Raw genomic sequence first — 24,887 nt, 5'->3', positions numbered from 1 at the left:
CTCCCGCAGGAAGGACGGCAGCGGAAAGAGCCGCGCCTCATAGCCGAAGGCCGCCCCCACCGACACCGCCGCCCCGCTCTTCGGACTGACATAGGCGAGGTCGTCGCCCCCCCCGCTCACGGTGCAGCGCTCCAGATCCAGCCCGAACCCCAATTGCCCCAGCAACAGCAGTTCGTAGCGCACAAGCGCCCCCGCCCAGCCGCGCGCGGAGGGGGCCGATTCGATCGCGGTCAGCACGGCGTCGAGCGCGTCGTACAGCACGGGATAAGGCTGTTCCTCGGGCAGCGCTGCGGCCGTCAGCGCGCACAGCCACTCGATCCCGGCAGCGGCCAGCGGCTCGCTATGCAACCCCGCCCGGCTATGCCCCGGCTCGACGGTCAGCGCGGCGAGTTGCTCAGGCGTCCGCGCCCGCCACTCACCGATGATCCCGTTCCCCGGTTGCAGCACCGGCCGAAGCGCCCGCGACCGCCCGCCCCGGACATAGCCCGGCTGCACCCCATCCTCGCGGGTCAAAGCCCGCACGATCGCCCCATGCTCGCCATGCGGCCGGACCGACAGGATGATGGCGGGGGCGACCCGGTGCATGGGGCAGGATGTAGAGGGGATTGGGACGGGATGCCATGGATGGCGACGATATGCGCCGGAAGACATGGCCGCCGCCGAACGTTATGAGCGCGGCATGGCCCGGCTGCTCCTGTTCAATAAACCCTTCGGGGTCTTATCGCAATTCACCGACCGCGGATCTCCGACGGTTCGGTCGACCTTGTCGGACTTCATCCATGTGAAGGGCGTCTATCCCGCCGGGCGGCTCGATCGGGACAGTGAGGGCCTGCTGCTGCTCTGCGATGACGGACGGCTACAGGCGCGGATCGCCGATCCCCGCTTCAAAATGCCCAAGACCTATCTCGTGCAGGTGGAAGGCGATCCGCAGGAGCCGGAACTGGAGCGCTTGCGGCGGGGCGTACGGCTCAACGATGGCATGACCCTGCCCGCCGACGTCACGCGTATCGACGCGCCCGACCTGTGGCTGCGCGATCCACCGATCCGCCAGCGCAAATCCATTCCCGACAGCTGGCTGAAGCTCACCATTCGCGAAGGACGCAATCGACAGGTGCGCCGCATGACGGCGGCCGTCGGCTTGCCGACCCTGAGGCTGGTCCGCTGGTCGATCGGCGACTGGTCCGTCGCCGGGATCGTGCCGGGCCAGTTCCAGGAGATTTCCAGCCCGGGCAAGGCTCCCGGCGCCAGATAGCGGCTTCGTCGCCCCATAACGCCTTCAAAGACATATCGGCAGGGTTCCGCACATCCATGAATTATCGCCATTCCTTCCATGCCGGCAACAGCGCCGATGTCGTGAAACACAGCCTGTTGATCGCGCTGGTCCGGGCCTTGCAGCAAAAACCGGGCGCGCTGACGCTGATCGACACCCATGCCGGTTGCGGGCTCTACGACCTGGGCGGTGAGCAGGCGCAACGCACCGGCGAAGCCGCACAGGGCGTGGTCCGGGCCTTTGCCGACTCGAACTCCTTGCTGGACGACTATCGCGCCGCCGTCCGGGCGGTGAATGTCGAGGCGGAGCCCCGCGTCTACCCCGGCTCGCCAAGGTTCCTGGTGCAGCTTCTGCGGGAGCAGGATCTGCTGATCGTCAACGAAAAACATCCCGAGGACGCCCGTGCCCTGCGCGGCGCGATGCGCGGTACCCCTGCCGCCGTACATGAGCGCGATGCCTATGAACTTTGGCTGGCCATGCTTCCGACCCGTACGCCGCGCGGCGTGGTGGTGGTCGATCCGCCCTATGAGCAGACCGACGAACGCGAACGCATCACGGCCACTCTCGCCGCGGCGCATCGCAAATGGGCACATGGCGTGACGGTCATCTGGTATCCGCTGAAAGACCGCGCCACGCATCAGCGGTGGAAATATGAGCTGCGCAAGCTCGGTATCCCGAAATTCCTGGTCGTCGAGCATTGGTTATATGACGCCGATCAGCCCGGCATTTATAACGGCGCGGGCCTTTTCATCGTCAATCCGCCCTATGCCTTCATGCAAGGATTGCCGCCTTTGCTGGAAGCCCTCCGCGCCGCACTGGCGCCGGAGGGGCATAGCGGCGAGATCACTGCGGATTGGTTGAACGACTGAAGAGGAGCCGAGGCACGCCCCCTCACCGGCTATGATAGAAGTCGTACACCTGCTGTGCGACGGCCTGGCTAACCCCCGGTGCCTTCCGCAAATCCTCCAGACTGGCGTTGCGCACCGCCCGCCCCGTGCCGAAATGCATCAGCAGCGCCTTCTTCCGCGCCGGGCCGATGCCCGGCACTTCGTCCAGCGGGCTGGCACCCATCGCCTTGGCGCGCTTGTCGCGGTGCGCGCCGATGACGAAGCGGTGGACCTCGTCGCGTAGCCGCTGGAGGTAGAACAACAGCGGCGCGTTGACCGGCAGCATTCGTTCGCTGCCGTCCATCATGTGAAAGACCTCACGCCCCTCGCGGCCATGATGCGGGCCCTTGGCGACACCGACCAGGCAGACATCCTCGATGCCCAGATCCTCCAGCACCGCCTTGGCCGCGTTCAATTGCCCGCGCCCGCCGTCGATCAGCACCAGGTCGGGCCAGGTCGCGTCGTCGCGGTCGGGGTTCTCCTCCAGCTGGCGGGCGAAGCGGCGGCGGAAGACTTCGCGCATCATGCCGAAATCGTCGTTGGTCGCGGCCTCGTTCCCCTTGATGTTGAACTTGCGATACTGGCCCTTCTGGAACCCCTCCGGCCCCGCCACGACCATCGCGCCCAGCGCGTTGGTGCCCTGGATATGGCTGTTGTCGTAGACCTCGATCCGCTGCGGCGGTTCGGACAGGTCGAAGAAATCGGCCACCTCGCGCAGTAGCCTGGCCTGGGTCGTCGACTCGGCCAGCCGCCGGTCGAGCGCCTCGACGGCGTTGCGCTTCGCCTGGTCGAGCAGGCGGCGGCGGTCGCCGCGCTGGGGCACGTTGAGTTGCACCTTATACCCGGCGCGCTCGCCCAAGGCCTCGGTCAACAGCGCGCCCTCGGGCAGTTCGCGGTCGAGCAGGATCGTCTTGGCGGGCGGCACTTCCTCGTAAAATTGGCTGAGGAAGCTGGTCAGCACCTCTTCCTCGGGTACGTCGGTGGTGTGGGCGGGGAAGAAGCTGCGATGCCCCCAATTCTGGCCGCCGCGGATGAAGAAGGCCTGGATGCCCATCACCCCTTCGCGGCACGCCAACGCGAAGATATCAGCGTCGCCCACGCCCTCCGCATTGATCGCCTGCGTCCCCTGGATGAAGGTCAGCGCCTTCAGCCGGTCGCGCAGGATCGCGGCGAGTTCGAAGTCCATCGCCTCCGCCGCATTCTGCATCTGCTTGCCGAGCTTGGCCTGGACCTGGGTCGATTTGCCGCCGAGGAAGTTCTTCGCATCGGCGACCAGTTCGGCATAGGCGGCTTCGTCGATCCGGCCGACACAGGGCGCGGAGCAGCGCTTGATCTGGTAGAGCAGGCACGGCCGGTCGCGCCCCTTGAAGAAACTGTCGGTGCAGGAGCGGAGCAGGAACAGCTTTTGCAGCGCGTTCAGTGTGTTGTTGACGCTGCCCGCGCTGGCGAAGGGGCCGTAATAATTGCCGACCGCCCGGCGTGCGCCGCGATGTTTCTGGATGCGCGGGAAATCATGGTCGTTGCGCAGCAGGATGAAGGGGAAGCTCTTGTCGTCGCGCAACAGTACGTTGAAGGCGGGGCGATAGCGCTTGATAAGTTGCGCCTCGAGCAGCAGCGCCTCCGCCTCGTTATTCGTCGTGACGATGGTCATCGACCGGGTCTGCGACACCATGCGTTGCAGGCGCTTGGGGAGCCGGTCGACCTGGGTGTAATTGGCGACGCGGTTCTTCAGCGCGCGCGCCTTGCCGACATAGAGCACGTCGCCGCGCGCATCCTGCATCCGGTAGACGCCCGGCCGCAACGGCAGCGTTGCCAGCACGTTGCGGATCGCGGCCACCCCCGCCTTTAGATCCGGCGCGTCGGCACCGCGTAAGGTGAAGGTGGATTTTTCTTCGTTGAAGCGGTCGACGGGAGGCTCGGACATTGGCCCCGATTTAGGGGCGCGGCGGTCGGACCGCCAGTCCGGCGCGTATGATTGGTTCGCGCGAAGACGCGAGGACGCGAAGCTTTTTTGTTCGCGCGGAGGCGCGGAGCAGAATTCTCAACGGTCATCTCCGCGAAGGCTGGGATCTTGTCGTGAAAGGCCCCAGCCTGCGCTGGGGCGACGGAAGGAAAATGGCGGAAGCTCCTCCGCCCTCTCTGTGCGCCTCTGCGCGAACAACTTTCTTCGCGTCTTCGCGGCTTCGCGCGAACAAAAAGACGGGGCGGCTCAGCCTTGCGCGAAAAGCTTTGTCCCCATCACGCCGATCACGGTCAGCACCATGAAGCCCGCCTGGATCGGCGCGATCTTGTCGCCGAACACGATCGCCCCGCCGATCACCACGCCGATCGCGCCCAGCCCGGTCCACACCGCATAGGCCGTGCCCGCCGGAAGCCCGCGCATGGCGAGCGCCAGCAGGCCCATATTCACGAAGCTGAGGATGATCGGCACGCTCGACGCCTGCCAGGTGGCCAGCGTCGCCGCCCATTTCAGGCTGAGCGCCCAGCAAATCTCGGTGATCACGGCAATGCCCAGAATGACCCATGCCATCGGAGAGTCTCCTTTGTCACGGGCTCGGGAATGGGCATCGTCGCCGGAAACCCGGAAGAGGCGGCGATGCGGGCCTGCCTTGGACGGGCAGGCCACAAGGTTGGGGTTTTGCCCCTCCACCACCGGGCTTCGCCCGGCGGTCCCCCTCCCCAAGCGAGCTTGGGGAGGAATAGGATAGCCCAACCTCCGTTCAGGCTGAGCGAAGTCGAGGCCCACGCCTTGTCCTATCCACGCGTGGGGAGAGGGATTCCTCTGGGCTTCGACTTCGCTCAGCCTGAACGGAAGTCAGGGACCGGCGCCAGAAACGACCGAACCGCGCCTCGGGTCAACCCGAAGCGCGGTCCAGTTCCCGGCCCTGGAGCCGATCAGTTCGGGCGACCGAGCCCCGAAATCGTCCGGTCGATCATCGCCCGATCCGCATCCGCCGAGTAATTCTCGGCGATCAGCAGACCGGCGGCCTTGGCGGCGGCCTCAGCGGCGCGAGCGCGAACCTCGGCCAGCGCGGTGCGCTCGGCGGCGGCGATCTTGTCCTCGGCCATCTTGGCGCGACGCTCCATCAGCGCCTCGGCATCGGCCTTGGCCTTGCTGAGCAACTGCCCCGCCTCGTGCTGCGCCTGGACACGCATCGCCTCGGCATCGGCGTGCGCGGCCTTCGCCTTGGCCTCATATTCGGCCTTCAGCGTCTCGGCTTCCTGACGCAGCTTGGTCGCTTCGTCGAGCTGGGCGCGGATACCGGCGATCTTCTGGTCGAGCGAACGACCGATCATCGCCGGAACCTTCTTCACCAGCATCCCGATCAGCACGACCAGAGCGGCCAGCGCCACCCAGCCGGTCGAATCGAAACCCAGCGCGGTCGGGCTGGCGGCGTGATGCTCGGCTTCGGCGGGCGCGACCGTGTTGCCGGTCAGGCCCCCAGCCAGGCCGTCGCCCTCGCGGATCGGCTTTTGCGTCATGCCCTCGGCCGATGCGGCATCGGCGAGGTTCTGCGCCACCAGCGCATCGCCATTGGTCAGTACGCCGTTTGCGGAATGATTAGCCATGCGCGCTCACCTTTCGCACCGCGTCGGCCGCCGCATCCTCGCCCACCTGGACGCCGGACAGCTTGGCGACGAGATCGCGCGCGGCGTCTGCCGCCACGGACTGAAGATTGGCCATCGCCTCGGCCTTGGCATTGGCGATCGCCAGGTCGTGATGACCCAGACGCTCGGCCAGGTCGGCATCGGCCGCCTTCACCTGCGCCTCGAAAGCGTGGGTGGCGCGTGCCTTGGCGGCGTTGGTTTCGGCCATCGCGGCCACGCGCGCGGCGTCCATCTCGGCCCGCCATGCCGCCTCGACCCGGTCGGCCTCGGCACGCGCGGCCTCCGCCGCCGCCAGATCGCCGGCGATACGGGCTTCGCGAGCGTCGACGGTCGCCTGAATCTTGGGCACCATCCCACGACCGACCACGAAATAGAGTAGGCCGAAGGTGATCAGGAGCCAGAAGATCTGCGACGCATAGGTCGCACTGATCTGTGCTATCTGGGGCATGGAGTCCTCGTTGCCATATCAACCGGGCGATCGCCGACCGCCCGGTCGATCAGAATTATTGGGCGACGAACACCAGGATGATCATCGTCACGAAGGCGAGCAGGCCCAGAAGCTCGGCACCGGCGAAACCGATGAAGAGGCGGCCCTGCTGGCTGTCCGCCGCACCCGGATTGCGCAGCGCGCCTTCGAGGAACTTGGCGAACACGTTGCCCACGCCGAGCGAGGCGATGCCCATGCCGATCGCGGCCAGGCCAGCGCCGATCATCCGTGCAGCTTCTGCGTCCATTTCAATCACTCCAGTTCAAAAAGGGTCGTTTGGGTATTCAAGTCGGCGGCGCGTCCGCCCGCCCGGTCCGGCCGTGCCGGATCAGTGCAGGTTGACCGCGTCGTTCAGATAGACCGAGGTCAGCAGCGCGAAGACATAGGCCTGGATCGCGGCGACCAGCAGTTCGAGAAGGGTGATGCCGATCATCAGCAGGAAGCTCGGCAGCGTGACGAGCGCGGCATAGCCGGGGCCCATATTGATGCCGTTGATGACGAAGGCGGCGAGAACCTTCAGCAGGATGTGCCCCGCGGTCATCGCGACGAACAGTCGCAGACCCAGCGAGAAGGGGCGCACCAGGAAGCTCATCAGCTCGACCACGAAGATCAGCGGGATCATGAGCGGCGGCGTGCCGTGCGGTACGAACAGCGCGAAGAAGTGGAAGCCGTGGCGACCGAAGCCGACGATCAGCACGATCGCGAACGAGATCAGCGCGAGCACGCCCGTGACGGTCACATGGCTGGTCACGGTGAAGGGATGGACACCCGGCACCACGCCGAAGGGCAGCAGGCCCAGGACGTTCGCAAACAGGATGAACATGAACAGCGAGAAGACGTAAGGCAGGAAACGCTTGCCCTCCGGCCCGATATTCGACGTCAGCATCGAATTGACGAAACCGGTGAAGCCCTCGACGGCCGCCTGCCAGCGACCGGGGACCAGATCGCGCTTCATGCCGCCGATCATGAACACCCACAAAGCGACCAGGGTCGCCACCATCCACAAAGCGGAATTGGTGAAGGAAAGGTCGTAGCCGCCGACCACCCAGTGCTGACCGAGCACCGGCTCGATCAGGAACTGGTGCATCGGATCAATCTTGCCGCCCGATTCTGCCGCCACGCTGCTTCGTTCCCACATATGACGAACGCCCGGTTACTCCGGGCGCTCACCAGAAATCCGAATGATCTGCCTGAACGCCACGCCGATCCCCAGGAACAGCATCACGATCAGGGCCCAGGGCGCGGTGCCGAACCAGCGGTCGAAGAGCCAGCCGATCAACGCACTGCCGACAAGACTTCCGATCAGCGCGGAGATGACGCGGTTGCCCTGGGAATAACCCCTGTCGGCGTCCACCTTCACCCCCTGCCGCGATGTTTCGTCCGCTCTCGCCTTGGCCAATCGCTGATCCAGCGCGGCCAGACGCGGATCGTCCGCATCGCCAAAGTCCTGTCCGGGCTCTTTCTCCGCCACGCAGCCACCCTCACCTGTTTTCGTCACCGAAGGGGAGAATGCGCGCGAACGGCGAGCGACCCCGCCAAGGCGAGGCCCGTTTAGAAAGCGTGTCTCCCCAAGTCAACCGCTTGGGGGTGAGGTTGTGACAGATGTGTTAAGGATTGTGTCCGGGGAGCGACGAGGGGGGCCATCCTACCTTTCCCTCTTCTTCTCCCCTCCCGCAGGCGGGAGGGGTCGGGGGAGGGCTGGCGCTGTCGGCGAGCGATGCCGCTTTTTGGTCGCACGGAATCCGGCCCGCTCCTCACACCGCTGGCCCGAACGCTACCCGAGTCCCCTCCCCCAGACCCTCCCGCCTGCGGGAGGGGAGGAAGAAGCGCTTTATACGCAGGCCGGGGCGCGTTCCGGTGGCGCGCTCGTGCGCGTTTTCCACACCCCTTCGGGCGTCTTGTATTTCTCGCCGCTCGCCGTCTGCGCGATCAGGTTGCAGCCGCTGGTGAAGGCCATCTGCTCCACCGTCGCGCCGCTCGCCTGTGCCTTCTGGGTATAGGCGGCCTTGCGCTGGATATTGATGCTGTTGACCAGCGTGCGCAGCTCGGGAGTCGCGGCGCCGACGATGCCCAGATAACCGTCGGGCTGCTCGCCGACCTGCCCCGCCGCGCGCGCCGCCGCATAGGCCGGATCGCGCTGGGCCATCGCCATGCCCGACACACCCAACAGCGCAACCGCCCCGAGCGCCAGGATCACCGTCTTCGTCTTCATGATCAGAATATCCCCGGATTCTGCTGGATCAGCGATTTGGCCTCGCCATCCAGGCGATATACCACTTCCTGCGTCACATTGATGTTCAGATTGATCTCGATCGGCTTGTCGGGCGCGGAGATGTTCACGCATCCCCCGCTCATCGCCAAAAGCGCGACCGGCATCCATCGTGCTCCACCCAAGATCGGCATCCTGTCCAGCATTTTCAATCCTGTTACGCTCATGGCACGGTCTCGCTTGCGGAAGGCTGAATAGGCGGATTGGCGGGCGGCGCGGCGCGCTTGTTCTGCTCCTCGAGCAGCGCGGGCAGGTTGCGCTGGATCAGCCGGCGCGGGTCGTAGAAGGACTGGGCCGAATCGAGCAGCCCGCGGAAAGGCGCCTTGATCCGCACGTTGAAGACGAAGGGCAGCCGCTGGAGCCGCCGGATCAGGAAATTGGTCTTCGCCCCCTTGCCCTGGCTTATCCCGGCGAAGCGGACATCGGTCACCATCTCGCCCGCCAGCGGGCCGTTCATGTCGATGCGCAAGCTGCGATAATTGAGCGAACGTAGCGCTCCGAAGGCCAGATTGCCCCACAGGCCGAGGTCCTTCTGGCTGATCTCCCCCAGATAGGCGATGCTGCCGCCGCCGGGCCGGACCACCAGCCGCCCGCCCTCGATCCGCCCGCCGCGCTCGTCGAAGATCATCGGCAAAGTGCCGTCGAAGACGCCGGTGGCGTTCAGATTCTGGAAGTCGAACTGGAGCAGGAACTGGTCGGCGGCGGCCCCCTCGACATGGAAGGTCATGCGCCGTTCGACCGGCTGCGAGAAGTCGAGCAGCGTCGGGTCGAGGGTCAGCGTACCGCCCGCAAAGGGCCAGCGCCCGCTCTCCACCCTCACCCTTGCGCCCGACAGCGTCTGATAGCGGACGACGCCGTTCGTCACCTGGATACCGGGATTGATCGTCTTGACCGTCGCGACCTGGCCGGGGGCGCTTTCCAGCGCGAGCAGGTCGGTAAAGCGGATCGTGCCCGCGATCCCGCTGACCGGGCCCAGCGCGGCGGCGAGGTCGATCCCGTCGGTCCCGAACTGTCCGGTCGAGCGGACGCCGTTGCCGTCCCAGTCGATCCGGCCCTGGCCTGTGATCTTGCCCCGGACATCCTCGATCACGCCCTTGGTCACCGGGGTCAGCAGCTCCGGCTGGAATTCCTTGGTGAAGGTTATGCCCGGCACCGCCAGATCGGCCATACCCTCCGACCGGTCGAGCGCGTGGCGGATCGTGATATCGGCGACCTTCACCGCTTTGGTCGGCTCGAACAACTGTCCGGTCGCGTCGATCCGGTTGCCCGCCAGGGTCAGCGCGACGCCGCGCGCCGCCATGGGCAGGAAGCGGGGCGATTCGGCGCGGGCGTCGCGCACCTGCAAATCGCCGTTCAGCGACAGCGTGCCGCCCGCGAGCCGCCAATCGCCCGCCGCCTGTTGGAGCAGCAGCGGAATCTGCCCGATCTGCCCCGCGCCGCCGTCGAACCAGCCCGCAATCCCCTCCGGCGTGATCCGCCCGGTCAGGTTCGCCGCGTCGATCCGCGTCGGCGATTCGGGGCGGCCGATACGGCTTTCCACACCGGTCAGCGCGAAGGAACGGTCGGCCAGCGCGAAGCGGGTGGTCGCCGCCGCGACGGTCAGCGGGCTGCTGCCGATCCGACCCACCACCCGCGTCGGGCCGAGCCGGGCCCCGCCGCCCAGACGGGTGCCGTCGAGCCGTACCAGCGCGCCATCGAGCGGACAAAGCCGTGTCGTCACCCGGTCCAGCCGCACGCCCGACAGGGCCAGCCGGTCGATGGCCAGCGGCTGGCAATCGGGATTGATCCGAATATTCCGCCCGCCGTCCCAGCGCGCCGCGATCGGCAGGACCAGCCCGTCGATCCGTCCGCCGCTGATCGGCCCGGACAGCGCCATCCGCGTGGTGACCGCCGTCTCGCCATGGGCGGCGGCACGGAACTGCATCCGGTCGAAGGCCAGCGCCGCGCCGTCCGCCTCGTAACGGGCCAATGCCGCCGTGCCGAGAATCGGCGCGCCCGGTGCCGCCTGGCGCAGCGTCGCGCGGATCGCGGGAAGTCCCCCGCCCCCGGTCGCCAGCGTCGTATCGACCCGCAGTCCGGTCGCGTCATAGACAAGGCCCGTCTCGCCGCGAAAGGCGATACGCCCGCCACTGTCAGAGGCCAGCGCGAGGCTGGGTATGCGCACCGACAGGCCCGCCGCGCGCGGCCCGCTTTGCCGGTCGAGCGCCAGCCGCATATCGGCGGCGAAGCGGCGTCCGCTCCGCGCCGCCGCGTTCAGCATCGCGCGCACCACCGGCCCGACCGGGGTGGCGGCGGTCGCAGCGCTCCAACTTCGGGTCCGGGCGAGCAGGGCGGGGTCGATTTGCGCGCCGCCGAGTCGCAGCCGCCCGTCGAAGCGCATCGCGCGACCGACCAGATAGCGCCCCTCGACGACGCCGCGCTCCGCCCGACCGGCCCGTGCCGCCAGCCCCCGCGCGGTCATCGCCAGCCGCCCGCCGGTCGCCGCCGCATCTCCGGCGAAATCGATCGTCCCGTCGACCGAGGTGGCGGCCAGCGCGGGATGGCGGATCGCCGCGCTGCTCAGCGTCGCCCGCCCCTGCCAGCGGTCCAGCGCGGCGGCGAGGGTGACATCGACCCGTGCCGCGAGGCGGCGTGCCGTCACCGCGCCGCATTCCAGCCCGGCCAGCCTGACCGGCCCGGTCAGCGTCGGCCGTTCGCGCACGATCCGCACCCGCAGCGGCGCGGCCAGCCCGCTCGCGACGCAATTGCCCAAGGTCAGACGCGGCGCGACCGCGCCCAGCCGCCCGGAGAAACCGTCGCTCAACACGCCTTGTCCCGACAGGCTGAGCCCGATCAGCCCCTGCGGCGTGTCCAGCCTGATCCCGCCATCCTGGACCACCACGTCGAGCGCGGGTAGTGCGAAGGGCTTGCCCGAGGGCGGCCCCATCAACCGGTCGAGCGTGCCCAGCGTGATCCGCCCGTCGACCAGCCGCCCGCGCAACCGCACCCGCCCGGCGCGCACCCCCGTCACCACCGGCCCCGACAGGCCGATGCGCGTCCGCGTCTCCAGCCAGTCGGCGACCAGATCGGGATGAGCCGGGTCGCCGATCACCACATCGGTCAGCCTCTGCCGACCGAGCCCCAGATCGGCGATCTTGTAGCGGGCGGGCACGCCGCGCTCGGCCAAGGCGCGGTCGATCGCATCCCCGGCCAGCGACTTGCGCGCGATCCACAGGGCGATCAGCGCGACCAACAGGATGAGCGCGATGGCGATCAGGATATGTTGCAGGCGACGGAAGCGTCGCGTCGGGCCGATGCGCGGTCCGACCTCCTCGTTCGCGCCCTCCACCCCGATGCCACTCCTTCCACCTGACCTATGTCATAGCCACATGGTCGCGCCGCACGCAATCGCATGAAGCCCGGCGACAGTTCCCCTCGCCCGCCCTATGCAGTCCCGACAGGGGGAATGACATGGGCGATCAGGGGCGGGATCAGGGTCCGAGTCGCGAAGGCGACCATGCCGGGCATCGTGCACGACTGCGCGAGCGATTGTTGGCGGGCGGCGGATTGCTCGATCATGAACTGCTCGAATATATGCTGACCACCGCCATTCCCCGCCGCGATACCAAGCCGATCGCCAAGGCGCTGCTGCGCGAATTCCACGATATCGGCGGGGTGCTGACCGCCGATCCGATCGCGCTGCAACGGGTCGAGGGGGTGGGCGAGACGGCGGCGGCGACGTTGAAGATCGCCCATGCCTGCGCGCTGCGACTCGTCCAGGCGGATGCGGCGCGGCGACCGATCCTGTCCAACTGGCAGGCGCTGCTCGACTATCTCCATGCCGATATGGCGCATCATGGCGTGGAGCGGTTCCGGGTGCTTCACCTCAACACCCGCAACATGCTGATCCGCGACGAACTGATGGGCGAAGGCTCGATCGATCAGGCCCCGGTCTATATCCGCGAGGTCATCCGTCGCGCGCTGGAATGCGGGTCGGCGGCGTTGATCCTGGTCCACAACCACCCCAGCGGAGACCCCTCGCCCAGCCGCGCCGATATCGACGTGACCCGCGCCATCGCGGAGGCGGGGCGCAACCTGGGGATCACGGTGCACGACCATCTGATCATCGGCACCTCGGGCCATGTCAGCCTGCGCGCCCAGGGCCTGATCTAAATCCCGCCGGTCCCGAATCGGTTCTCCGCCCATACGGATCGTGACTTGCCGGGTCGGTCCGGCTGGCTCATCAGGGCGACCATGATCGACACGATCCGTCATCTGCCGGGCTTCGACCTCGCCTTTCGCGCGGTCGATCGGCTGGCGCGGTCGCGGCGGATGAAGCGGCATCTGCGCGACGCGGCCCCCATTCTGGCGACGCCGCCGATCGCCCCCAAGGATGATGGCGTGGTCATCTTTTCGATGATCGGCACCGTAACGCTGCTGCCCTATCTGGTCGCGGTGAAGTCCTTTCACCATCATCTTAGGATGGGCCGGATCGTCATCCTCGACGACGGCAGCCTGACCGAGGCGGACAAGCGCATCCTGTCCCATCATTGCGGATCGCCGGCCATGCTGCGGCTGGCCGATGTCGATACCGGCACCTGTCCGAAAGGAGGCACCTGGGAAAGGCTGCTGACGGTCCTCGACCTTCGCGCGCATCATTATGTCGTCCAGCTGGATTCGGACACGGTGACATTGGGCGACATGGCCGAGGTGCGGGCCGCGATCGCCGCCAATGCCAGCTTCATCTTGCTGGGCGATCCGGATGCCGAGGAAAAGGGTATCCAGACCCTGCCCGACTTTGTCGCCCGGCGCTATCCGCAAGGCCCGGTAGCCGGGCCCGTGCATATGCAGACCCTGGTCGAATCGCGCTTCGCCGGTCATGCCGATGCCGGGCGTCACGCCTATATACGCGGCTGTTCGGGCTTTGCAGGCTTTGCGCGCGGGGGACCGAGCGGACGCGCGGAGGCGACACGCTTCTCCACGGAGGCGGCCCGGCTGGTCGGCAAGGATATCTGGTGGCGCTGGGGCAGCGAACAGGTGACCTCCAACTTCCTGCTAGCCAACGAACCGGGCGCGCGGCTTCTGCCCTATGCGCACTATTGCAACTATTGGCTCGCCCCCCTCTCGGGCGACGAGCGGCTGGTCCATTTCGTCGGCACGCATCGTTATTCCGACGAGACCTATCGCCGGATGACGGCACGCGCGATCGATCGGCTGACCGCCTGACCCTGTGCGTCCCGCCTCCCCGATGCTAGGGGCCATGGCCAAAGACGCGAAGAGGAATATCACATGCAGGTCTGGACCGGACTGGGCAATCCGGGCGCGCAATATGCGATGCACCGCCACAATGTCGGCTTCATGGCGATGGACGCGATCGCCGAGGTGCATGATTTCGGCCCCGTGAAGAAGCAGTTCCAGGGCTGGACCCAGGAAGGGCGGATCGGCGGGCAGAAGATCCTGCTGCTCAAGCCCGCCACCTTCATGAACGAAAGCGGCCGCAGTGTCGGCGAGGCGCTGCGCTTCTACAAGCTGGGGGTCGAGGCGTTGACCGTCTTCCACGACGAACTCGACATCGCGCCCTTCCGCGTCAAGGTGAAGACCGGCGGCGGCACGGCGGGGCATAACGGCCTGCGCTCGATCGACCAGCATCTGGGGCCCGATTTCCGCCGCGTGCGGCTGGGCATCGGCCATCCGGGGCATAAGGACCGGGTGACCGGCCATGTGCTGGGCAATTACGCCAAGGCGGAGATCGAGCCGCTGTCCGACCTGCTCGGCGCGGTGGCGGCGGAGGCGCACTGGCTGGCCGAAGGTGATGACGTACGCTTCGTCAACGACATCGCGCTGCGGCTGGGGGATGCGGCATGAGCGTGCGGCGTCTCTTCGCCTCGCTGCTCTATGAGGGGCAGTTGGACGATGCCGATCTGCTGGAGGAGATCGAGCAAAGCTGCTGGGCGCTGGCCGAGGACGATCGCGCCGGGCGGCGCTGGTCGAAGGAGCATGGCTATCGCGGCTATACCAGCTATGCTTCGCTGAACGACCTGCCGATCCGCGATCCGGTGTTCGCCGACCTGCGCAAGAAGCTGGACCGCCATGTCGCGCGCTTCGCCGAGGAATGCGCGTTCGACCTGGGCGGGCGCAGGCTGAAGCTCGACAGCCTGTGGGTCAATGTCCTGAAGCCGGGCGGGCATCATTCGGCGCATATCCATCCGCATTCGGTGGTGTCGGGCACGCTCTACGTCGCCATGCCCAGGGGCTCGGGCGCGCTGAAACTGGAGGACCCGCGCCTGCCGATGCTGATGGCCGCCCCGCCCCGTCGCCCCGACGCGCCCGACGACCTGACCACCTTCGCCACCGCGACGCCGGAACCGGGCACCGTGTTGCTGTGGGAAAGCTGGCTGCGGCACGAGGTTGTACCCAATGGCGCCAAGGGCGAACGGATCAGCGTCAGCTTCAACTATCGATAGGAACGACGACGCGCCGCGGACCGGCGACGAGCCGAAAAGTTCCATCATTTCGGCGATGAATCGGGGCGTTCCGTCGCGGTGATATCGTGCGGTTAACCTGTATCGGTTAGGGGATTGCCGATCGCAGCCCCAGGACCGGACGTTACGCCCCATGCTCGAATTTTGTGTCTTCACCTTTGGCATGCTGGCGAGTTTCGTCCTGTCGGGTCTTGGGCGGAACAAGAAAGCGAAGCGGGCCCATCCGCCGATGCTCTATTATATGGGACTGGTGCTGATGGGCTTTTCGGGCGCGCTGGGTATGATGCTCCTCGCCTATGCCGCCGCGATGATGGTCGGGATCGCCTGAACACCCCGCCCCGTTCGGCCTGAGCGAAGGTGGGGATTAGCGCCCTGCCCGCCATCGGTTGAGAAATATCCCCATCATCGCTAGAGGGGCGCTTTCCCCTTCCTGTAGGATAAGCGACGCATGGGTTTCCGCTGCGGCATCGTCGGCCTGCCGAATGTCGGCAAGTCCACCCTCTTCAACGCGCTGACCGAAACGGCGGCGGCGCAGGCCGCCAATTATCCGTTCTGCACGATCGAGCCGAATGTCGGCAACGTCGCGGTCCCCGACCCGCGCCTGTACAAGCTGGCCGAGGTCGCCGGCTCGGCCAAGATCATCGAGACGCAGTTGGCCTTCGTCGACATCGCGGGCTTGGTGCGCGGCGCGTCCAAGGGCGAAGGGCTGGGCAACCAGTTCCTGGGCAATATCCGTGAGGTGGACGCGATCGTCCATGTCCTGCGCTGCTTCGAGGATGGCGACGTGACTCACGTCGAGGGCAAGGTCGATCCTATTGCGGACGCCGAGACGGTCGAGACCGAGCTGATGCTCTCCGACCTGGAAAGCCTGGAAAAGCGCGTCCCCGCCTTCATCAAAAAGGGTCAGCAGGGCGACAAGGAAGCCAAGATCGCCGCCTCGGTGCTTGGCCAGACGCTCGACCTGCTGCGCGAGGGCAAGCCCGCCCGCCTGACCAAGCCGAAGGACGAGGAGGAAGCCCGCGTCTTTGCGCAGGCGCAACTGCTGACCGCCAAGCCGGTCCTCTATGTCTGCAATGTCGAGGAATCGAACGCCGCAAACGGCAACGCCAACTCGGCACGCGTGTTCGAGAAGGCGACTGCCGAGGGCGCGCAGGCGGTCGTCGTGTCGGCGGCGATCGAGGCCGAGATCGCGACCATGCCGGTCGAGGATCGCGGCGAATTCCTGTCCGAGTTGGGCCTGTCCGAAACCGGCCTCGCCCGCGTGATCCGCGCCGGTTACGCGCTGCTCGACCTGCTCACCTTCTTCACCGTCGGGCCGAAGGAAGCGCGCGCCTGGACCGTCCATCGTGGCGCCAAGGCCCCCAACGCGGCCGGCGAAATCCATAGCGATTTCGAACGCGGCTTCATCCGGGCCGAAACCATCGCCTTTGACGACTATATCGCGTTCAAGGGCGAAGCGGGCGCGCGCGATGCGGGCAAGCTGCGCGCCGAGGGCAAGGAATATGTCGTGCAGGACGGCGACGTGATGCTGTTCCGCTTCAACGTGTGATCCATAATGCGCCGGTCGGCTTCGACCGGCTGGCGCATTCCCGCTTTGCATGACGCGATCGGCCCGTTCCGCCCCTATCATGATCCATGTTAGCCCGTATCGTCGCATCGTCTATAGCAGCCGCCCGGTCGGCGACGATGTGCGCGCCGATCATCAGGCGATTCTGGCGACGTCGCGTCGCAACAACGGCATGGACGGTATCTCGGGCCTGTTGTGGATCGGCGAGGGCCAGTATCGCCAGTTGATCGAAGGACCGGCCGACAGCATCGCGGAGGCGTTCGAGCGAATCGCCCGCGATCCGCGCCACACCGACATCGCCATTCTGGACGACCGGATGATCGATGCGCCCGCGTTTGGCGAATGGGCGATGGCGGGCCTCCCCGGCGACCGGCCCAGCGACGCGGAGGCACGGCTCCGCCTGCTCCTGCGCAACAGCGAGGACGAGATTCGTCGTTTCTTTCCCGTAACCTGACGGCACATCGCCGGAAACCTGGCGTTGCGGGGTTCCATGCCGATTCTGGTCACGTCCAAGCTCAATCGACATTCATTTTCGCGCGAAGCTGCGGAGAATGTGTTCGCGCGGAGGCGCGGAGAACGCAGAGAGGGTGTGCCCGCGGCGATCACAGTCCGTCTTTACCATCGGACGATGCGGGGCCGTGCTGTGGTGCGAACAGGATTCCTCTGCGTCCTCCGCGCCTCTGCGCGCAAAGATGGTTGGCGTTGGCTTGAGTTCATAACTTGCTGAATGTCGATAGGACTGGACCCAGTGCTCGCCAGTGTAACAAGATCACGTTATCGGGTGGGACCGAAAGGACGATCCTCACCGTGACCCGACTCCCCCTCGCCGCTCTCGCGCTGACCCTGCTGGCCGGTTGCGCCTATCCCTACAGCCCGCCGTCGCTGCCGCCGGTCGCCAACACTTCCCCAGCCGCATCCGTCGCTTCCGCTACCGCCCCCGCCGAAGCCCGCGCGCCGGTGACGATCCTGGTGTCGATCGACGGGTTTCGCGCCGATTATCTGAAGCGCGGCCTGTCCCCCCATTTATCGCGGCTGGCGGCGGAGGGCGTGAGCGCCGCGATGCGACCGTCCTTTCCGTCCAAGACCTTTCCCAATCATTGGACTCTGGTGACCGGCGTGGTGCCCGACCGGCACGGCATCGTCGCCAACAGCTTCACCGACCCAGCACATCCGGGCGAGCGCTTCACCATGGCCTCCGACCAGCCCTATTGGTGGGACGAGGCCGAACCGGTCTGGGTCACCGCCGAGCGGGCGGGCATTCCCACCGCCACGGTACTGTGGCCGGGCTCCAATGTCGCCTGGGGCGGCACGCTCCAGCCGGGCGGGCACCATGCCGTCACCGGCGGGGTGCGTCCGCATGACTGGTTGCAGTTCAACGCGAACATCTCGGACCGCCAGCGAGTCGATACGGTCATCGACTGGCTGCGACGCCCCGCTACGACCCGCCCGCGCTTCCTGACGCTCTATTTCGACGAGGTGGATATCGCCGGTCATGACGGCGGCCCGGATTCGGCGGAGGTGAACGGCGCGATCGGCCATGTCGACCAGGCGATCGACGCATTGCTATCGGGCCTGGCCGAACTGGGCCAGACCGCCAATCTGGTGATCGTCTCCGATCATGGCATGGCCGCCATCTCCAGCGAACGGGTCATCGCGCTCGACCAGATGGTAAACCCGGCCGATTACGAAATGTCCGAAGACGGCCCCTTCGCGATGATCCGCGCGGTGTCCGGTCACGAGGCCGCGCTGGAGGCGCGCCTGCTGGGGCATCACGATCATATGGATTGCTGGCGGAGGAGCGAGATTCCCGCCCGCTTCCGCTATGGCCGCAACCCGCGCATCGCGCCCTATTTCTGCCTGGCCGACGCTGGCTGGCTGATCGACGCCAAACCGGCGGAAAAGCCCTTTTCCGGGGGCACACATGGTTATGACAATGCCGATCCCAGCATGACCGCGTTGTTTATCGCGCAGGGCCCGGCCTTCCGCCCGGACACAAAGCTGGCCCCGTTCGACAATGTCGATGTGGCACCCCTGCTCCGCGATCTGATCGGCCTGCCGCCCGGCCGCGGCCTGGATGGGACCGATGCGCCCTTCCGACGCGTTTGGCAGCGATAAGGGAGGACGGCGATGATCTGGCTGGAGGATATAGCGGTGGGCGACGTGGCGCGGTTCGGCGCCTGCCCTGTCGATCGTGACGAGGTGATCGCCTTCGCCGCGCGCTATGATCCCCAGCCTTTCCATCTGTCCGACGAAGCGGCGGCGGCCACCCATTTCGGACGGCTGTCGGCCAGCGGCTGGCACACCGCGTCGATGACGATGGCGATGATCGTCGCGCATTACCGGGACACCGGCTTTCAGAGCCTGGGGTCGCCCGGCATCGACGAATTGCGTTGGCTCAAGCCCGTCTATCCCGGCGATACGCTACGCTGCGAGACGGAAGTGCTGGAGACTCGCCGTTCGGCCAGTCGACCGGACATGGGCTTCGTCATCAGCCTGCTGACCGTCTATAATCAGGACGATGTGGCGGTCATGCGCTTCCGCCCCACCGTCATGATCCGAACCCGGCCCGCCGCCTGAGCCTCAGCGCGGTCCGCGAGGCCCACGCGGGCCGCCCGGACGAGGTCCACCACGCCCGGCGCCGGGCGTACCGCGATTGCCGCGCCACCCTTGCGCACGCGGCACGCCGGGCGTGGGGGCGACGGCACCATTGCCCCGCCAGCCCTGCCCGCGCCAGCGGTCGCCCCGCCATCCGTCACGGCCCCAGCCGCGCCACTGATCCCGGATCGGGCCGCCGCGCCACGCGCCGCGCCGCCCTTCCCAATAGGCCCGCTGTCCATCGTTCCAGCGATAGGGCCGACGATAGCGGTCATAGACATAGATGCCGGTGCCCGGATAATAAAAGTCGTTGTACCAGCCATAATAGGACGGCGCATAACCATAGCCGCCGCCATAATAGCCGGGGCCATAGCCACCGCCGAAGCCCGATCCGACCGACACGCCGCTATAGCCATAACCATCGGCACAGCCGCCCAGTGCCAGCAACCCGGCCGCCATCAACGCGGCCCAACCCGTCTTGCCGAGGCCCATCCTCGCTCTCCATATCCCTGGCCTGTCGCCATGCGGGTGCGGCAGGGGTCCGTCATCCGCGTCGATCGACGGTCAACCCGTCGCGTCGTGCCATGGTTCCTGCACCCATGGCGATGCATGGGCGCTGAACAGCGGGGCAGAAGGGGATTGGGCCAAAGGGGATTGGCCCAAAGGGGATTGGCAAAGCCGGTCAAGCAAGGCTAACCTGAAGCACCGTTCATCATGGACGGGTGAGTTGAGAGGGCGGCGCAGGACCGGAACAATCCGGCGCGACCGCCACGGCGTATCGATCGCGGACGCGAACCAGGTGGAGGGACAGGACGAATGGCGATGACGGAGAACACCGTACCCCCCGGCGAGGCGCCGGAGCCATTCCAGGAAGAGGTCCATGATCCCCGCCGTCGCGACTTCATCAACGTCGCCGCCATGTCCTTCGCGGGCGTCGGGGCGCTGGCGATCGTCCTGCCGCTGATCAACCAGATGAACCCCTCCGCCGACGTGCTCGCCCAGTCGACCACCGAGGTCGACCTGTCCAAGATCGAGCCGGGTCAGGCGATCAAGACCAGTTTCCGCAAGCAGCCGCTGTTCGTCCGCAACCTGACGCCCAAGGAAATCGCCGAAGCCGACGCTGTCCCGCTGTCCGACCTGCGCGATCCCCAGACGCTGGAGGAGCGGACCAAGCCGGGCAAGAAGAACTGGCTGATCACGCTGGGCGTCTGCACCCATCTCGGCTGCGTGCCGCTGGGCGCGGGCGAGGGCGAGAACAAGGGCCCCTATGGCGGCTATTTCTGCCCCTGCCACGGCTCGGCCTATGACACCGCCGCGCGCATCCGCAAGGGCCCGGCGCCGCTGAACCTGCTGGTTCCCGAGTATAAATTCGATAGCGACACGACCGTCACGGTCGGCGCGGCAGCTTAAGGGAGACCCGAGAGATGAGCTTTCCCTGGGCCAAGCATTACGAACCGAAACAGCCGCTCATGCGCTGGCTGGACGAGAAGCTGCCGGTGCCGCGCCTCGTCTACAATGCCGTGGGCGCGGGCTATCCGGTGCCGCGCAACCTGAACTATTTCTGGAATTTCGGCGTGCTGGCGGGCGCCGCGCTCGCCATCCAGATCATCACCGGCGTCGTGCTGGCGATGCATTATGCCGCCAATGCGGGTGTCGCCTTCGACTCGGTCGAGGGGATCATGCGCGACGTCAACGCGGGCTGGTTCCTGCGCTATGCCCACGCCAATGGCGCGTCGATGTTCTTCATCGTCGTCTACACCCATATCTTCCGCGGCCTCTATTACGGATCGTACAAGGCCCCGCGCGAGATGGTGTGGCTGCTGGGCGTGGTCATCTTCCTCCTCATGATGGCGACCGCCTTCATGGGCTATGTGCTTCCCTGGGGGCAGATGAGCTTCTGGGGCGCGCAGGTCATCACCGGCTTCTTCTCGGCGATCCCGCTGGTCGGCGATACGATCCGCATCTGGCTGCTCGGCGGTTTCGCGCCGGACAATGCCGCGCTCAATCGCTTCTTCTCGCTCCATTACCTGCTGCCCTTCGTGATCGCGGGCGTCATCATCCTGCACATCTGGGCGCTGCACATTCCGGGCTCGAACAACCCGACCGGCGTGGACGTGAAGGGCGAGCAGGATACGGTGCCCTTCCACCCCTATTACACCGCCAAGGACGCGGTGGGGCTGGGCGTGTTCCTGCTGGTCTTCGCGGGACTGCTGTTCTTCTTCCCCAATTATCTGGGGCACCCGGACAATTACATCCCGGCCAACCCGCTCTCGACGCCCGCGCATATCGTGCCCGAATGGTATTTCTGGCCTTTCTACGCGATCCTGCGCGCCTTCACTGCCGACTTCATCCTGCCCGCCAAGCTGTGGGGCGTGCTGGCGATGTTCGGGTCGATCCTGTTGCTGTTCTTCCTTCCCTGGCTGGACAGCTCGCCGGTGCGGTCGAACAATTTCCGGCCCAAGGCGCGGGTCGCCTTCTGGGTGCTGGTGGTCGACGTGCTGCTGCTCGGCTGGTGCGGGGGCTCGCCCGCGACGCCCTTCTTCATCATCCTCAGCCAGATCACGGCGGCCTATTATTTCCTCCACTTCCTGGTGATCCTGCCCTGGATCGCGCGGACGGAGCGGCCCGCCCCCCTGCCCAACTCGATCACCGAGGCGGTGCTCGCCAAGCATGGCGGGACGGCCCCGACCAAGTCGGCCCTAACCCCTTCGGCTTCGGCCTGACGCGAACCGATAAGAGAGGATTACGACATGGTTCGTGGCATCGCATTCCTGGTCGGGGCGGCCTTCACCCTGGTCCTCGCCATCGCGCTCTGGGGCAGCGTGTCGGGGCTCGTCTCCGACCCGCCCGCCCCCACCGCCGAGGAGGAGTTCCACCTTCACCCCAAGCCCGCGCATCTGGCGTCGGACGGCATTCTCGGCCGCTTCGACCGGCGCCAGCTCCAGCGCGGTTTCCAAGTCTATAAGGAGGTCTGTGCGGCCTGCCACTCGCTGCGGCTGGTGGCGTTCCGCGACCTGAAGGATCTGGGCTATAACGAGGCCGAGGTGAAGGCGATCGCCAATCAGTGGGTGATCGAACAGCCGAGCATCAACCCGGAGACGGGCGAGGCGACGACGCGCAAGAACGTGCCCGCCGATCGCTTCCCCTCGCCCTTCGCCAACGAGGTGGCGGCGCGCGCGGCGAACAACAATGCGCTGCCGCCCGACCTGTCCCTGATGACCAAGGCGCGGCATGACGGCACCAATTACGTCTATTCGCTGATCGGCCCCGACGCCTATCGCAACCAGCCCGCCGAGTTGCTGCGCAAGTTCCCGGACATCAAGACGCCGACCGGGCTGCACTACAATCCCTATTTCGCGAACCTCAACATCGCGATGCCGCCGCCGCTGACCCAGGATGGGCAGGTGCAATATACCGACGGCACGCTGGCGACCCGCGACCAGATGGCCAAGGACGTCGCCGCCTTCCTGACCTGGACCGCCGAGCCCCGGCTGGAATCGCGCCATGCCGCCGGGATCGGGGCGGTGATCTTCATCCTGATCTTCTGCTTCCTGGCCTGGGGCGCATATCAGAATGTCTGGCGCGACGTGAAGCATTGAGACGGGGTTGTCCGATGTGAGATACTGGGGCGGTTTCCGAGGGGAGACCGTCCTTTTTATTGGGGGCTTTCCTTATGCGCCGCGAACCACGCTCCCGCCTCCGTTCAGCCTGAGCGTAGTCGAAGGCCAAGGGAATCCCTTTGCCAAGCGGGAAGGTCCACTCGTGGGCTTCGACTTCGCTCAGCCTGAACGGAGTGAGGGATACGCGGGCGCTCCCCCTTTACCCCTGCCGCCCACAGGCTCATGACGCCCCGCATGACCGCCAATAACGACCTGAAAGCCCTGATCCGCACCATCCCGGACTTCCCCAAGCCCGGCGTCCAGTTCCGCGACATCACCACTTTGCTGCTCGATCCAAAGGGCTTCGCGACCGCCATCGAGCGGATGGCCGCCGCGACGCGAGGGGAAGTCGACCTGATCGCCGGGATCGAAGCGCGCGGTTTCCTGTTCGCCGCCGCGCTCGCGGTGCCGCTGAACGCGGGGGTGCTGCTGATCCGTAAGGACGGCAAGCTGCCCGGCGCGACCATCGCGGAGGACTATGCGCTGGAGTACGGCCATGACCGGATCGTGATGCACGAGGACGCGCTGGTTCCCGGTGCGCGTGTCCTGCTGGTCGATGACCTGATCGCCACCGGTGGCACCGCACGCGCCGCCGTCCGGCTGATCCGCAAGGCGGGCGGCGTGGTCGAACAGGCGCAGTTCCTGGTCGACCTGCCCGACCTGGGCGGCACGGAGGCGTTGCGGGCCGAGGGGCTGGCGGTCGATTCGCTGCTCGCCTTTCCCGGCCACTGATGCGCCTCGCCCTTTATGAGCCCGACATTGCGGGCAATGTCGGCACGCTGATCCGCACCGCCACCTGTTTCGGCGTCGCGGTGGACCTGATCGAGCCGATGGGCTTTCCCTATTCCGATCGCGCGCTCGCCCGCTCGGCGATGGACTATGCAACGATGGCCGAGGTGGTGCGCCATGCCGATTGGGAGGCTTTCCGCGCCGCGACGCCGGGGCGGATCGTGCTGGCGACGACATTGGGGGCGGTGCCGCTGCCCGATATGGCGTTCCGGCCCGACGACGTGATCCTGCTCGGCTCGGAAGGGGCGGGCGTGCCGCGTGCGGTGCATGACGCCGCCGACATTCGGGTCCGCGTGCCGATGCGCGAGGGCGTCCGTTCGCTCAATGTCGCGATCACCGGCGGGATTTTGATGGCGGAGGCGCGCCGCCAGACCGGATGGGCGCATATGGCGGGTTGACCCCCCGCCCCGGCCATGCCCAGAACGCCCCGGTGATGACCAGCCGCACCCCCGATATCGCGCTCGATGCCGAGCAGGACGCCGCCCGCCGGTGGTTCGAATCCCTGCGCGACCGGATCTGTGCCGAATTCGAGGCGATCGAGCGCGAAGCCGGGTCGAACGCCGCCTTCGCCTATACCGCCTGGGACCGTACCGACCCCAGCGGCACGCCTGGCGGCGGCGGCGTGCGCGGGGTGATGAAGGGACGGGTCTTCGAAAAGGTCGGGGTCAATGTCTCGACGGTCGGCGGCACCTTCGAGGGGCCGTTCGCCAAGACGATCCACGGCGCGGGCGACGATCCCCGCTTCGTCGCGACGGGGATCAGCCTGGTCGCGCATATGGCGAACCCGCATGTGCCCGCCGTGCATATGAACACCCGCTTTCTGACCACCACAAAGCGCTGGTTCGGCGGCGGCGCGGACCTGAACCCGCCCCTGCCCATCGAAGAGGACACCGCCGACTTCCACGCCCGGCTGAAGGCCGCGTGCGACGCGCATGACCCGGATCATTATCCCCGGTTCAAGGCATGGGCCGACGACTATTTCTACATCCCCCATCGCCAGGTGCATCGCGGCGTCGGCGGCATCTTCTACGACCATCTGGAGGGCGATTTCGCCGCCGATTTCGCCTTCACCCGCGATGTCGGGGAAGCATTCCTGGACGTCTTCCCCCGGATCGTCCGGCGACGCATGGACACGCCCTCGACCGAGGCCGACCGTGCGCAGATGCTGGCGTGGCGCGGGCGCTATGCCGAGTTCAACCTGGTCTATGACCGGGGAACGCTGTTCGGGCTGAAGACCGGGGGCAATATCGACGCGATCCTGATGAGCCTGCCGCCACTCGCGACCTGGGAGTAA

29 protein-coding genes are annotated in these 24,887 nt (G+C 66.7%); 17 read left to right on the top strand and 12 right to left on the bottom strand.

Annotated elements, in window-relative coordinates:
• Nucleotides 1-585: DNA repair protein RecO (recO, locus tag SM191_RS11250; RefSeq protein WP_341506275.1), on the bottom strand; the 585-nt coding region annotated here is incomplete at its 3' end.
• Nucleotides 586-679: 94 nt separating this feature from the next.
• Between recO and SM191_RS11245 the strand changes: the two genes are divergently transcribed.
• Both SM191_RS11245 and SM191_RS11240 read left to right on the top strand, forming a co-directional pair.
• Nucleotides 680-1,252: a pseudouridine synthase gene (locus tag SM191_RS11245; protein WP_341506278.1), complete on the top strand. Its 573-nt coding sequence runs from the start codon at nt 680-682 to the stop codon at nt 1,250-1,252.
• A 56-nt stretch (nt 1,253-1,308) separates the two neighbouring features.
• On the top strand, nt 1,309-2,139 hold the full coding sequence (locus SM191_RS11240) for a 23S rRNA (adenine(2030)-N(6))-methyltransferase RlmJ (RefSeq protein WP_341506274.1): 831 nt from the start codon (nt 1,309-1,311) through the stop codon (nt 2,137-2,139).
• Between the two features lie 22 nt (nt 2,140-2,161).
• Here the strand turns inward: SM191_RS11240 and uvrC are convergent, their stop codons facing one another.
• The 10 genes from uvrC to SM191_RS11190 all read right to left on the bottom strand — a co-directional run bounded on the left by uvrC (nt 2,162) and on the right by SM191_RS11190 (nt 11,850).
• On the bottom strand, nt 2,162-4,081 hold the full coding sequence (uvrC, locus tag SM191_RS11235; protein ID WP_341506273.1) for an excinuclease ABC subunit UvrC: 1,920 nt from the start codon (nt 4,079-4,081) through the stop codon (nt 2,162-2,164).
• 285 nt (nt 4,082-4,366) lie between these two features.
• Complete coding sequence (locus SM191_RS11230; RefSeq protein WP_341506272.1) at nt 4,367-4,687, bottom strand: DMT family transporter; 321 nt, start codon at nt 4,685-4,687, stop codon at nt 4,367-4,369.
• A 365-nt stretch (nt 4,688-5,052) separates the two neighbouring features.
• Nucleotides 5,053-5,727, bottom strand: coding sequence for a F0F1 ATP synthase subunit B family protein (locus SM191_RS11225; RefSeq protein WP_341506271.1), 675 nt, complete (start codon nt 5,725-5,727; stop codon nt 5,053-5,055).
• A complete protein-coding gene (locus SM191_RS11220; protein WP_307002382.1) occupies nt 5,720-6,214 on the bottom strand; it encodes a F0F1 ATP synthase subunit B family protein in 495 nt (164 codons plus the stop codon). The genes SM191_RS11225 and SM191_RS11220 overlap by 8 nt, the downstream gene beginning before the upstream one ends.
• A 55-nt stretch (nt 6,215-6,269) precedes the next feature.
• On the bottom strand, nt 6,270-6,500 hold the full coding sequence (locus SM191_RS11215; RefSeq protein WP_307002385.1) for a F0F1 ATP synthase subunit C: 231 nt from the start codon (nt 6,498-6,500) through the stop codon (nt 6,270-6,272).
• A gap of 81 nt (nt 6,501-6,581) precedes the next feature.
• On the bottom strand, nt 6,582-7,373 hold the full coding sequence (locus SM191_RS11210) for a F0F1 ATP synthase subunit A (RefSeq protein ID WP_307002387.1): 792 nt from the start codon (nt 7,371-7,373) through the stop codon (nt 6,582-6,584).
• Between the two features lie 33 nt (nt 7,374-7,406).
• A complete protein-coding gene (locus SM191_RS11205) occupies nt 7,407-7,724 on the bottom strand; it encodes an AtpZ/AtpI family protein (protein WP_307003281.1) in 318 nt (105 codons plus the stop codon).
• Between the two features lie 360 nt (nt 7,725-8,084).
• Nucleotides 8,085-8,465 carry a YdbL family protein gene (locus SM191_RS11200; protein ID WP_341506270.1) on the bottom strand — a complete coding sequence of 127 codons (381 nt, stop codon included), beginning with the start codon at nt 8,463-8,465 and terminating at the stop codon, nt 8,085-8,087.
• Between the two features lie 2 nt (nt 8,466-8,467).
• Nucleotides 8,468-8,656 carry a YnbE family lipoprotein gene (locus tag SM191_RS11195; RefSeq protein ID WP_230481998.1) on the bottom strand — a complete coding sequence of 63 codons (189 nt, stop codon included), beginning with the start codon at nt 8,654-8,656 and terminating at the stop codon, nt 8,468-8,470.
• Between the two features lie 29 nt (nt 8,657-8,685).
• Entirely contained in the window at nt 8,686-11,850 is a 3,165-nt protein-coding gene (locus SM191_RS11190; RefSeq protein ID WP_341506268.1) for a YdbH domain-containing protein, read from the bottom strand.
• Between the two features lie 122 nt (nt 11,851-11,972).
• On the opposite strand from SM191_RS11190, the gene radC reads away from it, so the two are divergent.
• The 9 genes from radC (at nt 11,973) to SM191_RS11145 (ending at nt 19,127) form a co-directional block, all read left to right on the top strand.
• Nucleotides 11,973-12,674: a RadC family protein gene (gene radC, locus SM191_RS11185; protein WP_341506267.1), complete on the top strand. Its 702-nt coding sequence runs from the start codon at nt 11,973-11,975 to the stop codon at nt 12,672-12,674.
• Nucleotides 12,675-12,755: 81 nt separating this feature from the next.
• Entirely contained in the window at nt 12,756-13,727 is a 972-nt protein-coding gene (locus SM191_RS11180) for a hypothetical protein (RefSeq protein ID WP_341506266.1), read from the top strand.
• 63 nt (nt 13,728-13,790) lie between these two features.
• The gene (pth, locus tag SM191_RS11175; protein ID WP_341506265.1) at nt 13,791-14,366 is read left to right on the top strand and encodes an aminoacyl-tRNA hydrolase; all 576 of its coding nucleotides are present in this window, start codon (nt 13,791-13,793) and stop codon (nt 14,364-14,366) included.
• Nucleotides 14,363-14,965: a TIGR02466 family protein gene (locus tag SM191_RS11170; protein ID WP_341506264.1), complete on the top strand. Its 603-nt coding sequence runs from the start codon at nt 14,363-14,365 to the stop codon at nt 14,963-14,965. Before pth ends, SM191_RS11170 begins: the two co-directional genes overlap by 4 nt.
• A gap of 151 nt (nt 14,966-15,116) precedes the next feature.
• On the top strand, nt 15,117-15,311 hold the full coding sequence (locus SM191_RS11165; RefSeq protein ID WP_307002402.1) for a hypothetical protein: 195 nt from the start codon (nt 15,117-15,119) through the stop codon (nt 15,309-15,311).
• 120 nt (nt 15,312-15,431) lie between these two features.
• On the top strand, nt 15,432-16,532 hold the full coding sequence (gene ychF, locus SM191_RS11160) for a redox-regulated ATPase YchF (RefSeq protein WP_341506263.1): 1,101 nt from the start codon (nt 15,432-15,434) through the stop codon (nt 16,530-16,532).
• 79 nt (nt 16,533-16,611) lie between these two features.
• Entirely contained in the window at nt 16,612-17,004 is a 393-nt protein-coding gene (locus SM191_RS11155) for a BLUF domain-containing protein (protein WP_341506262.1), read from the top strand.
• Nucleotides 17,005-17,357: 353 nt separating this feature from the next.
• Entirely contained in the window at nt 17,358-18,665 is a 1,308-nt protein-coding gene (locus tag SM191_RS11150; RefSeq protein WP_341506261.1) for an alkaline phosphatase family protein, read from the top strand.
• Between the two features lie 12 nt (nt 18,666-18,677).
• Nucleotides 18,678-19,127: a MaoC family dehydratase gene (locus SM191_RS11145; protein ID WP_307002409.1), complete on the top strand. Its 450-nt coding sequence runs from the start codon at nt 18,678-18,680 to the stop codon at nt 19,125-19,127.
• 3 nt (nt 19,128-19,130) lie between these two features.
• Here the strand turns inward: SM191_RS11145 and SM191_RS11140 are convergent, their stop codons facing one another.
• On the bottom strand, nt 19,131-19,637 hold the full coding sequence (locus SM191_RS11140) for a hypothetical protein (protein WP_341506260.1): 507 nt from the start codon (nt 19,635-19,637) through the stop codon (nt 19,131-19,133).
• Nucleotides 19,638-19,961: 324 nt separating this feature from the next.
• Here SM191_RS11140 and petA point away from each other — a divergent pair, with 324 nt between their 5' ends.
• From petA to hemF, 6 genes are all read left to right on the top strand, one after another.
• Nucleotides 19,962-20,555, top strand: coding sequence for a ubiquinol-cytochrome c reductase iron-sulfur subunit (petA, locus tag SM191_RS11135; RefSeq protein WP_341506259.1), 594 nt, complete (start codon nt 19,962-19,964; stop codon nt 20,553-20,555).
• A gap of 14 nt (nt 20,556-20,569) precedes the next feature.
• Nucleotides 20,570-21,868, top strand: coding sequence for a cytochrome b (locus SM191_RS11130; RefSeq protein ID WP_341506258.1), 1,299 nt, complete (start codon nt 20,570-20,572; stop codon nt 21,866-21,868).
• Between the two features lie 27 nt (nt 21,869-21,895).
• Nucleotides 21,896-22,744, top strand: coding sequence for a cytochrome c1 (locus tag SM191_RS11125; RefSeq protein ID WP_341506257.1), 849 nt, complete (start codon nt 21,896-21,898; stop codon nt 22,742-22,744).
• A 255-nt stretch (nt 22,745-22,999) separates the two neighbouring features.
• Nucleotides 23,000-23,536, top strand: a complete 537-nt coding sequence (locus tag SM191_RS11120) for an adenine phosphoribosyltransferase (protein ID WP_341506256.1) — start codon at nt 23,000-23,002, stop codon at nt 23,534-23,536.
• Nucleotides 23,536-23,991, top strand: a complete 456-nt coding sequence (locus SM191_RS11115; protein WP_341506255.1) for a tRNA (cytidine(34)-2'-O)-methyltransferase — start codon at nt 23,536-23,538, stop codon at nt 23,989-23,991. Before SM191_RS11120 ends, SM191_RS11115 begins: the two co-directional genes overlap by 1 nt.
• Before the next feature lie 35 nt (nt 23,992-24,026).
• Entirely contained in the window at nt 24,027-24,887 is an 861-nt protein-coding gene (gene hemF / locus SM191_RS11110; RefSeq protein ID WP_341506254.1) for an oxygen-dependent coproporphyrinogen oxidase, read from the top strand.

Origin of the sequence: Sphingomonas sp. 2378 (genome assembly GCF_038084995.1) — a bacterium.
Taxonomy (GTDB): Bacteria; Pseudomonadota; Alphaproteobacteria; order Sphingomonadales; family Sphingomonadaceae; genus Sphingomonas.
The sequence above is the reverse complement of the archived record's forward strand: the minus strand, read 5'-3'. Positions and strand labels throughout refer to the sequence as shown.

Coding starts and splice junctions, on each gene's coding strand:
- SM191_RS11245 (WP_341506278.1), top strand. CDS start 680: ATGGCCCGGCTGCTCCTGTTCAATAAACCCTTCGGGGTCTTATCGCAA.
- SM191_RS11240 (WP_341506274.1), top strand. CDS start 1,309: ATGAATTATCGCCATTCCTTCCATGCCGGCAACAGCGCCGATGTCGTG.
- uvrC (WP_341506273.1), bottom strand. CDS start 4,081: ATGTCCGAGCCTCCCGTCGACCGCTTCAACGAAGAAAAATCCACCTTC.
- SM191_RS11230 (WP_341506272.1), bottom strand. CDS start 4,687: ATGGCATGGGTCATTCTGGGCATTGCCGTGATCACCGAGATTTGCTGG.
- SM191_RS11225 (WP_341506271.1), bottom strand. CDS start 5,727: ATGGCTAATCATTCCGCAAACGGCGTACTGACCAATGGCGATGCGCTG.
- SM191_RS11220 (WP_307002382.1), bottom strand. CDS start 6,214: ATGCCCCAGATAGCACAGATCAGTGCGACCTATGCGTCGCAGATCTTC.
- SM191_RS11215 (WP_307002385.1), bottom strand. CDS start 6,500: ATGGACGCAGAAGCTGCACGGATGATCGGCGCTGGCCTGGCCGCGATC.
- SM191_RS11200 (WP_341506270.1), bottom strand. CDS start 8,465: ATGAAGACGAAGACGGTGATCCTGGCGCTCGGGGCGGTTGCGCTGTTG.
- SM191_RS11195 (WP_230481998.1), bottom strand. CDS start 8,656: ATGCCGATCTTGGGTGGAGCACGATGGATGCCGGTCGCGCTTTTGGCG.
- radC (WP_341506267.1), top strand. CDS start 11,973: ATGGGCGATCAGGGGCGGGATCAGGGTCCGAGTCGCGAAGGCGACCAT.
- SM191_RS11180 (WP_341506266.1), top strand. CDS start 12,756: ATGATCGACACGATCCGTCATCTGCCGGGCTTCGACCTCGCCTTTCGC.
- pth (WP_341506265.1), top strand. CDS start 13,791: ATGCAGGTCTGGACCGGACTGGGCAATCCGGGCGCGCAATATGCGATG.
- SM191_RS11170 (WP_341506264.1), top strand. CDS start 14,363: ATGAGCGTGCGGCGTCTCTTCGCCTCGCTGCTCTATGAGGGGCAGTTG.
- SM191_RS11165 (WP_307002402.1), top strand. CDS start 15,117: ATGCTCGAATTTTGTGTCTTCACCTTTGGCATGCTGGCGAGTTTCGTC.
- ychF (WP_341506263.1), top strand. CDS start 15,432: ATGGGTTTCCGCTGCGGCATCGTCGGCCTGCCGAATGTCGGCAAGTCC.
- SM191_RS11155 (WP_341506262.1), top strand. CDS start 16,612: ATGATCCATGTTAGCCCGTATCGTCGCATCGTCTATAGCAGCCGCCCG.
- SM191_RS11145 (WP_307002409.1), top strand. CDS start 18,678: ATGATCTGGCTGGAGGATATAGCGGTGGGCGACGTGGCGCGGTTCGGC.
- SM191_RS11140 (WP_341506260.1), bottom strand. CDS start 19,637: ATGGGCCTCGGCAAGACGGGTTGGGCCGCGTTGATGGCGGCCGGGTTG.
- petA (WP_341506259.1), top strand. CDS start 19,962: ATGGCGATGACGGAGAACACCGTACCCCCCGGCGAGGCGCCGGAGCCA.
- SM191_RS11130 (WP_341506258.1), top strand. CDS start 20,570: ATGAGCTTTCCCTGGGCCAAGCATTACGAACCGAAACAGCCGCTCATG.
- SM191_RS11125 (WP_341506257.1), top strand. CDS start 21,896: ATGGTTCGTGGCATCGCATTCCTGGTCGGGGCGGCCTTCACCCTGGTC.
- SM191_RS11120 (WP_341506256.1), top strand. CDS start 23,000: ATGACCGCCAATAACGACCTGAAAGCCCTGATCCGCACCATCCCGGAC.
- SM191_RS11115 (WP_341506255.1), top strand. CDS start 23,536: ATGCGCCTCGCCCTTTATGAGCCCGACATTGCGGGCAATGTCGGCACG.
- hemF (WP_341506254.1), top strand. CDS start 24,027: ATGACCAGCCGCACCCCCGATATCGCGCTCGATGCCGAGCAGGACGCC.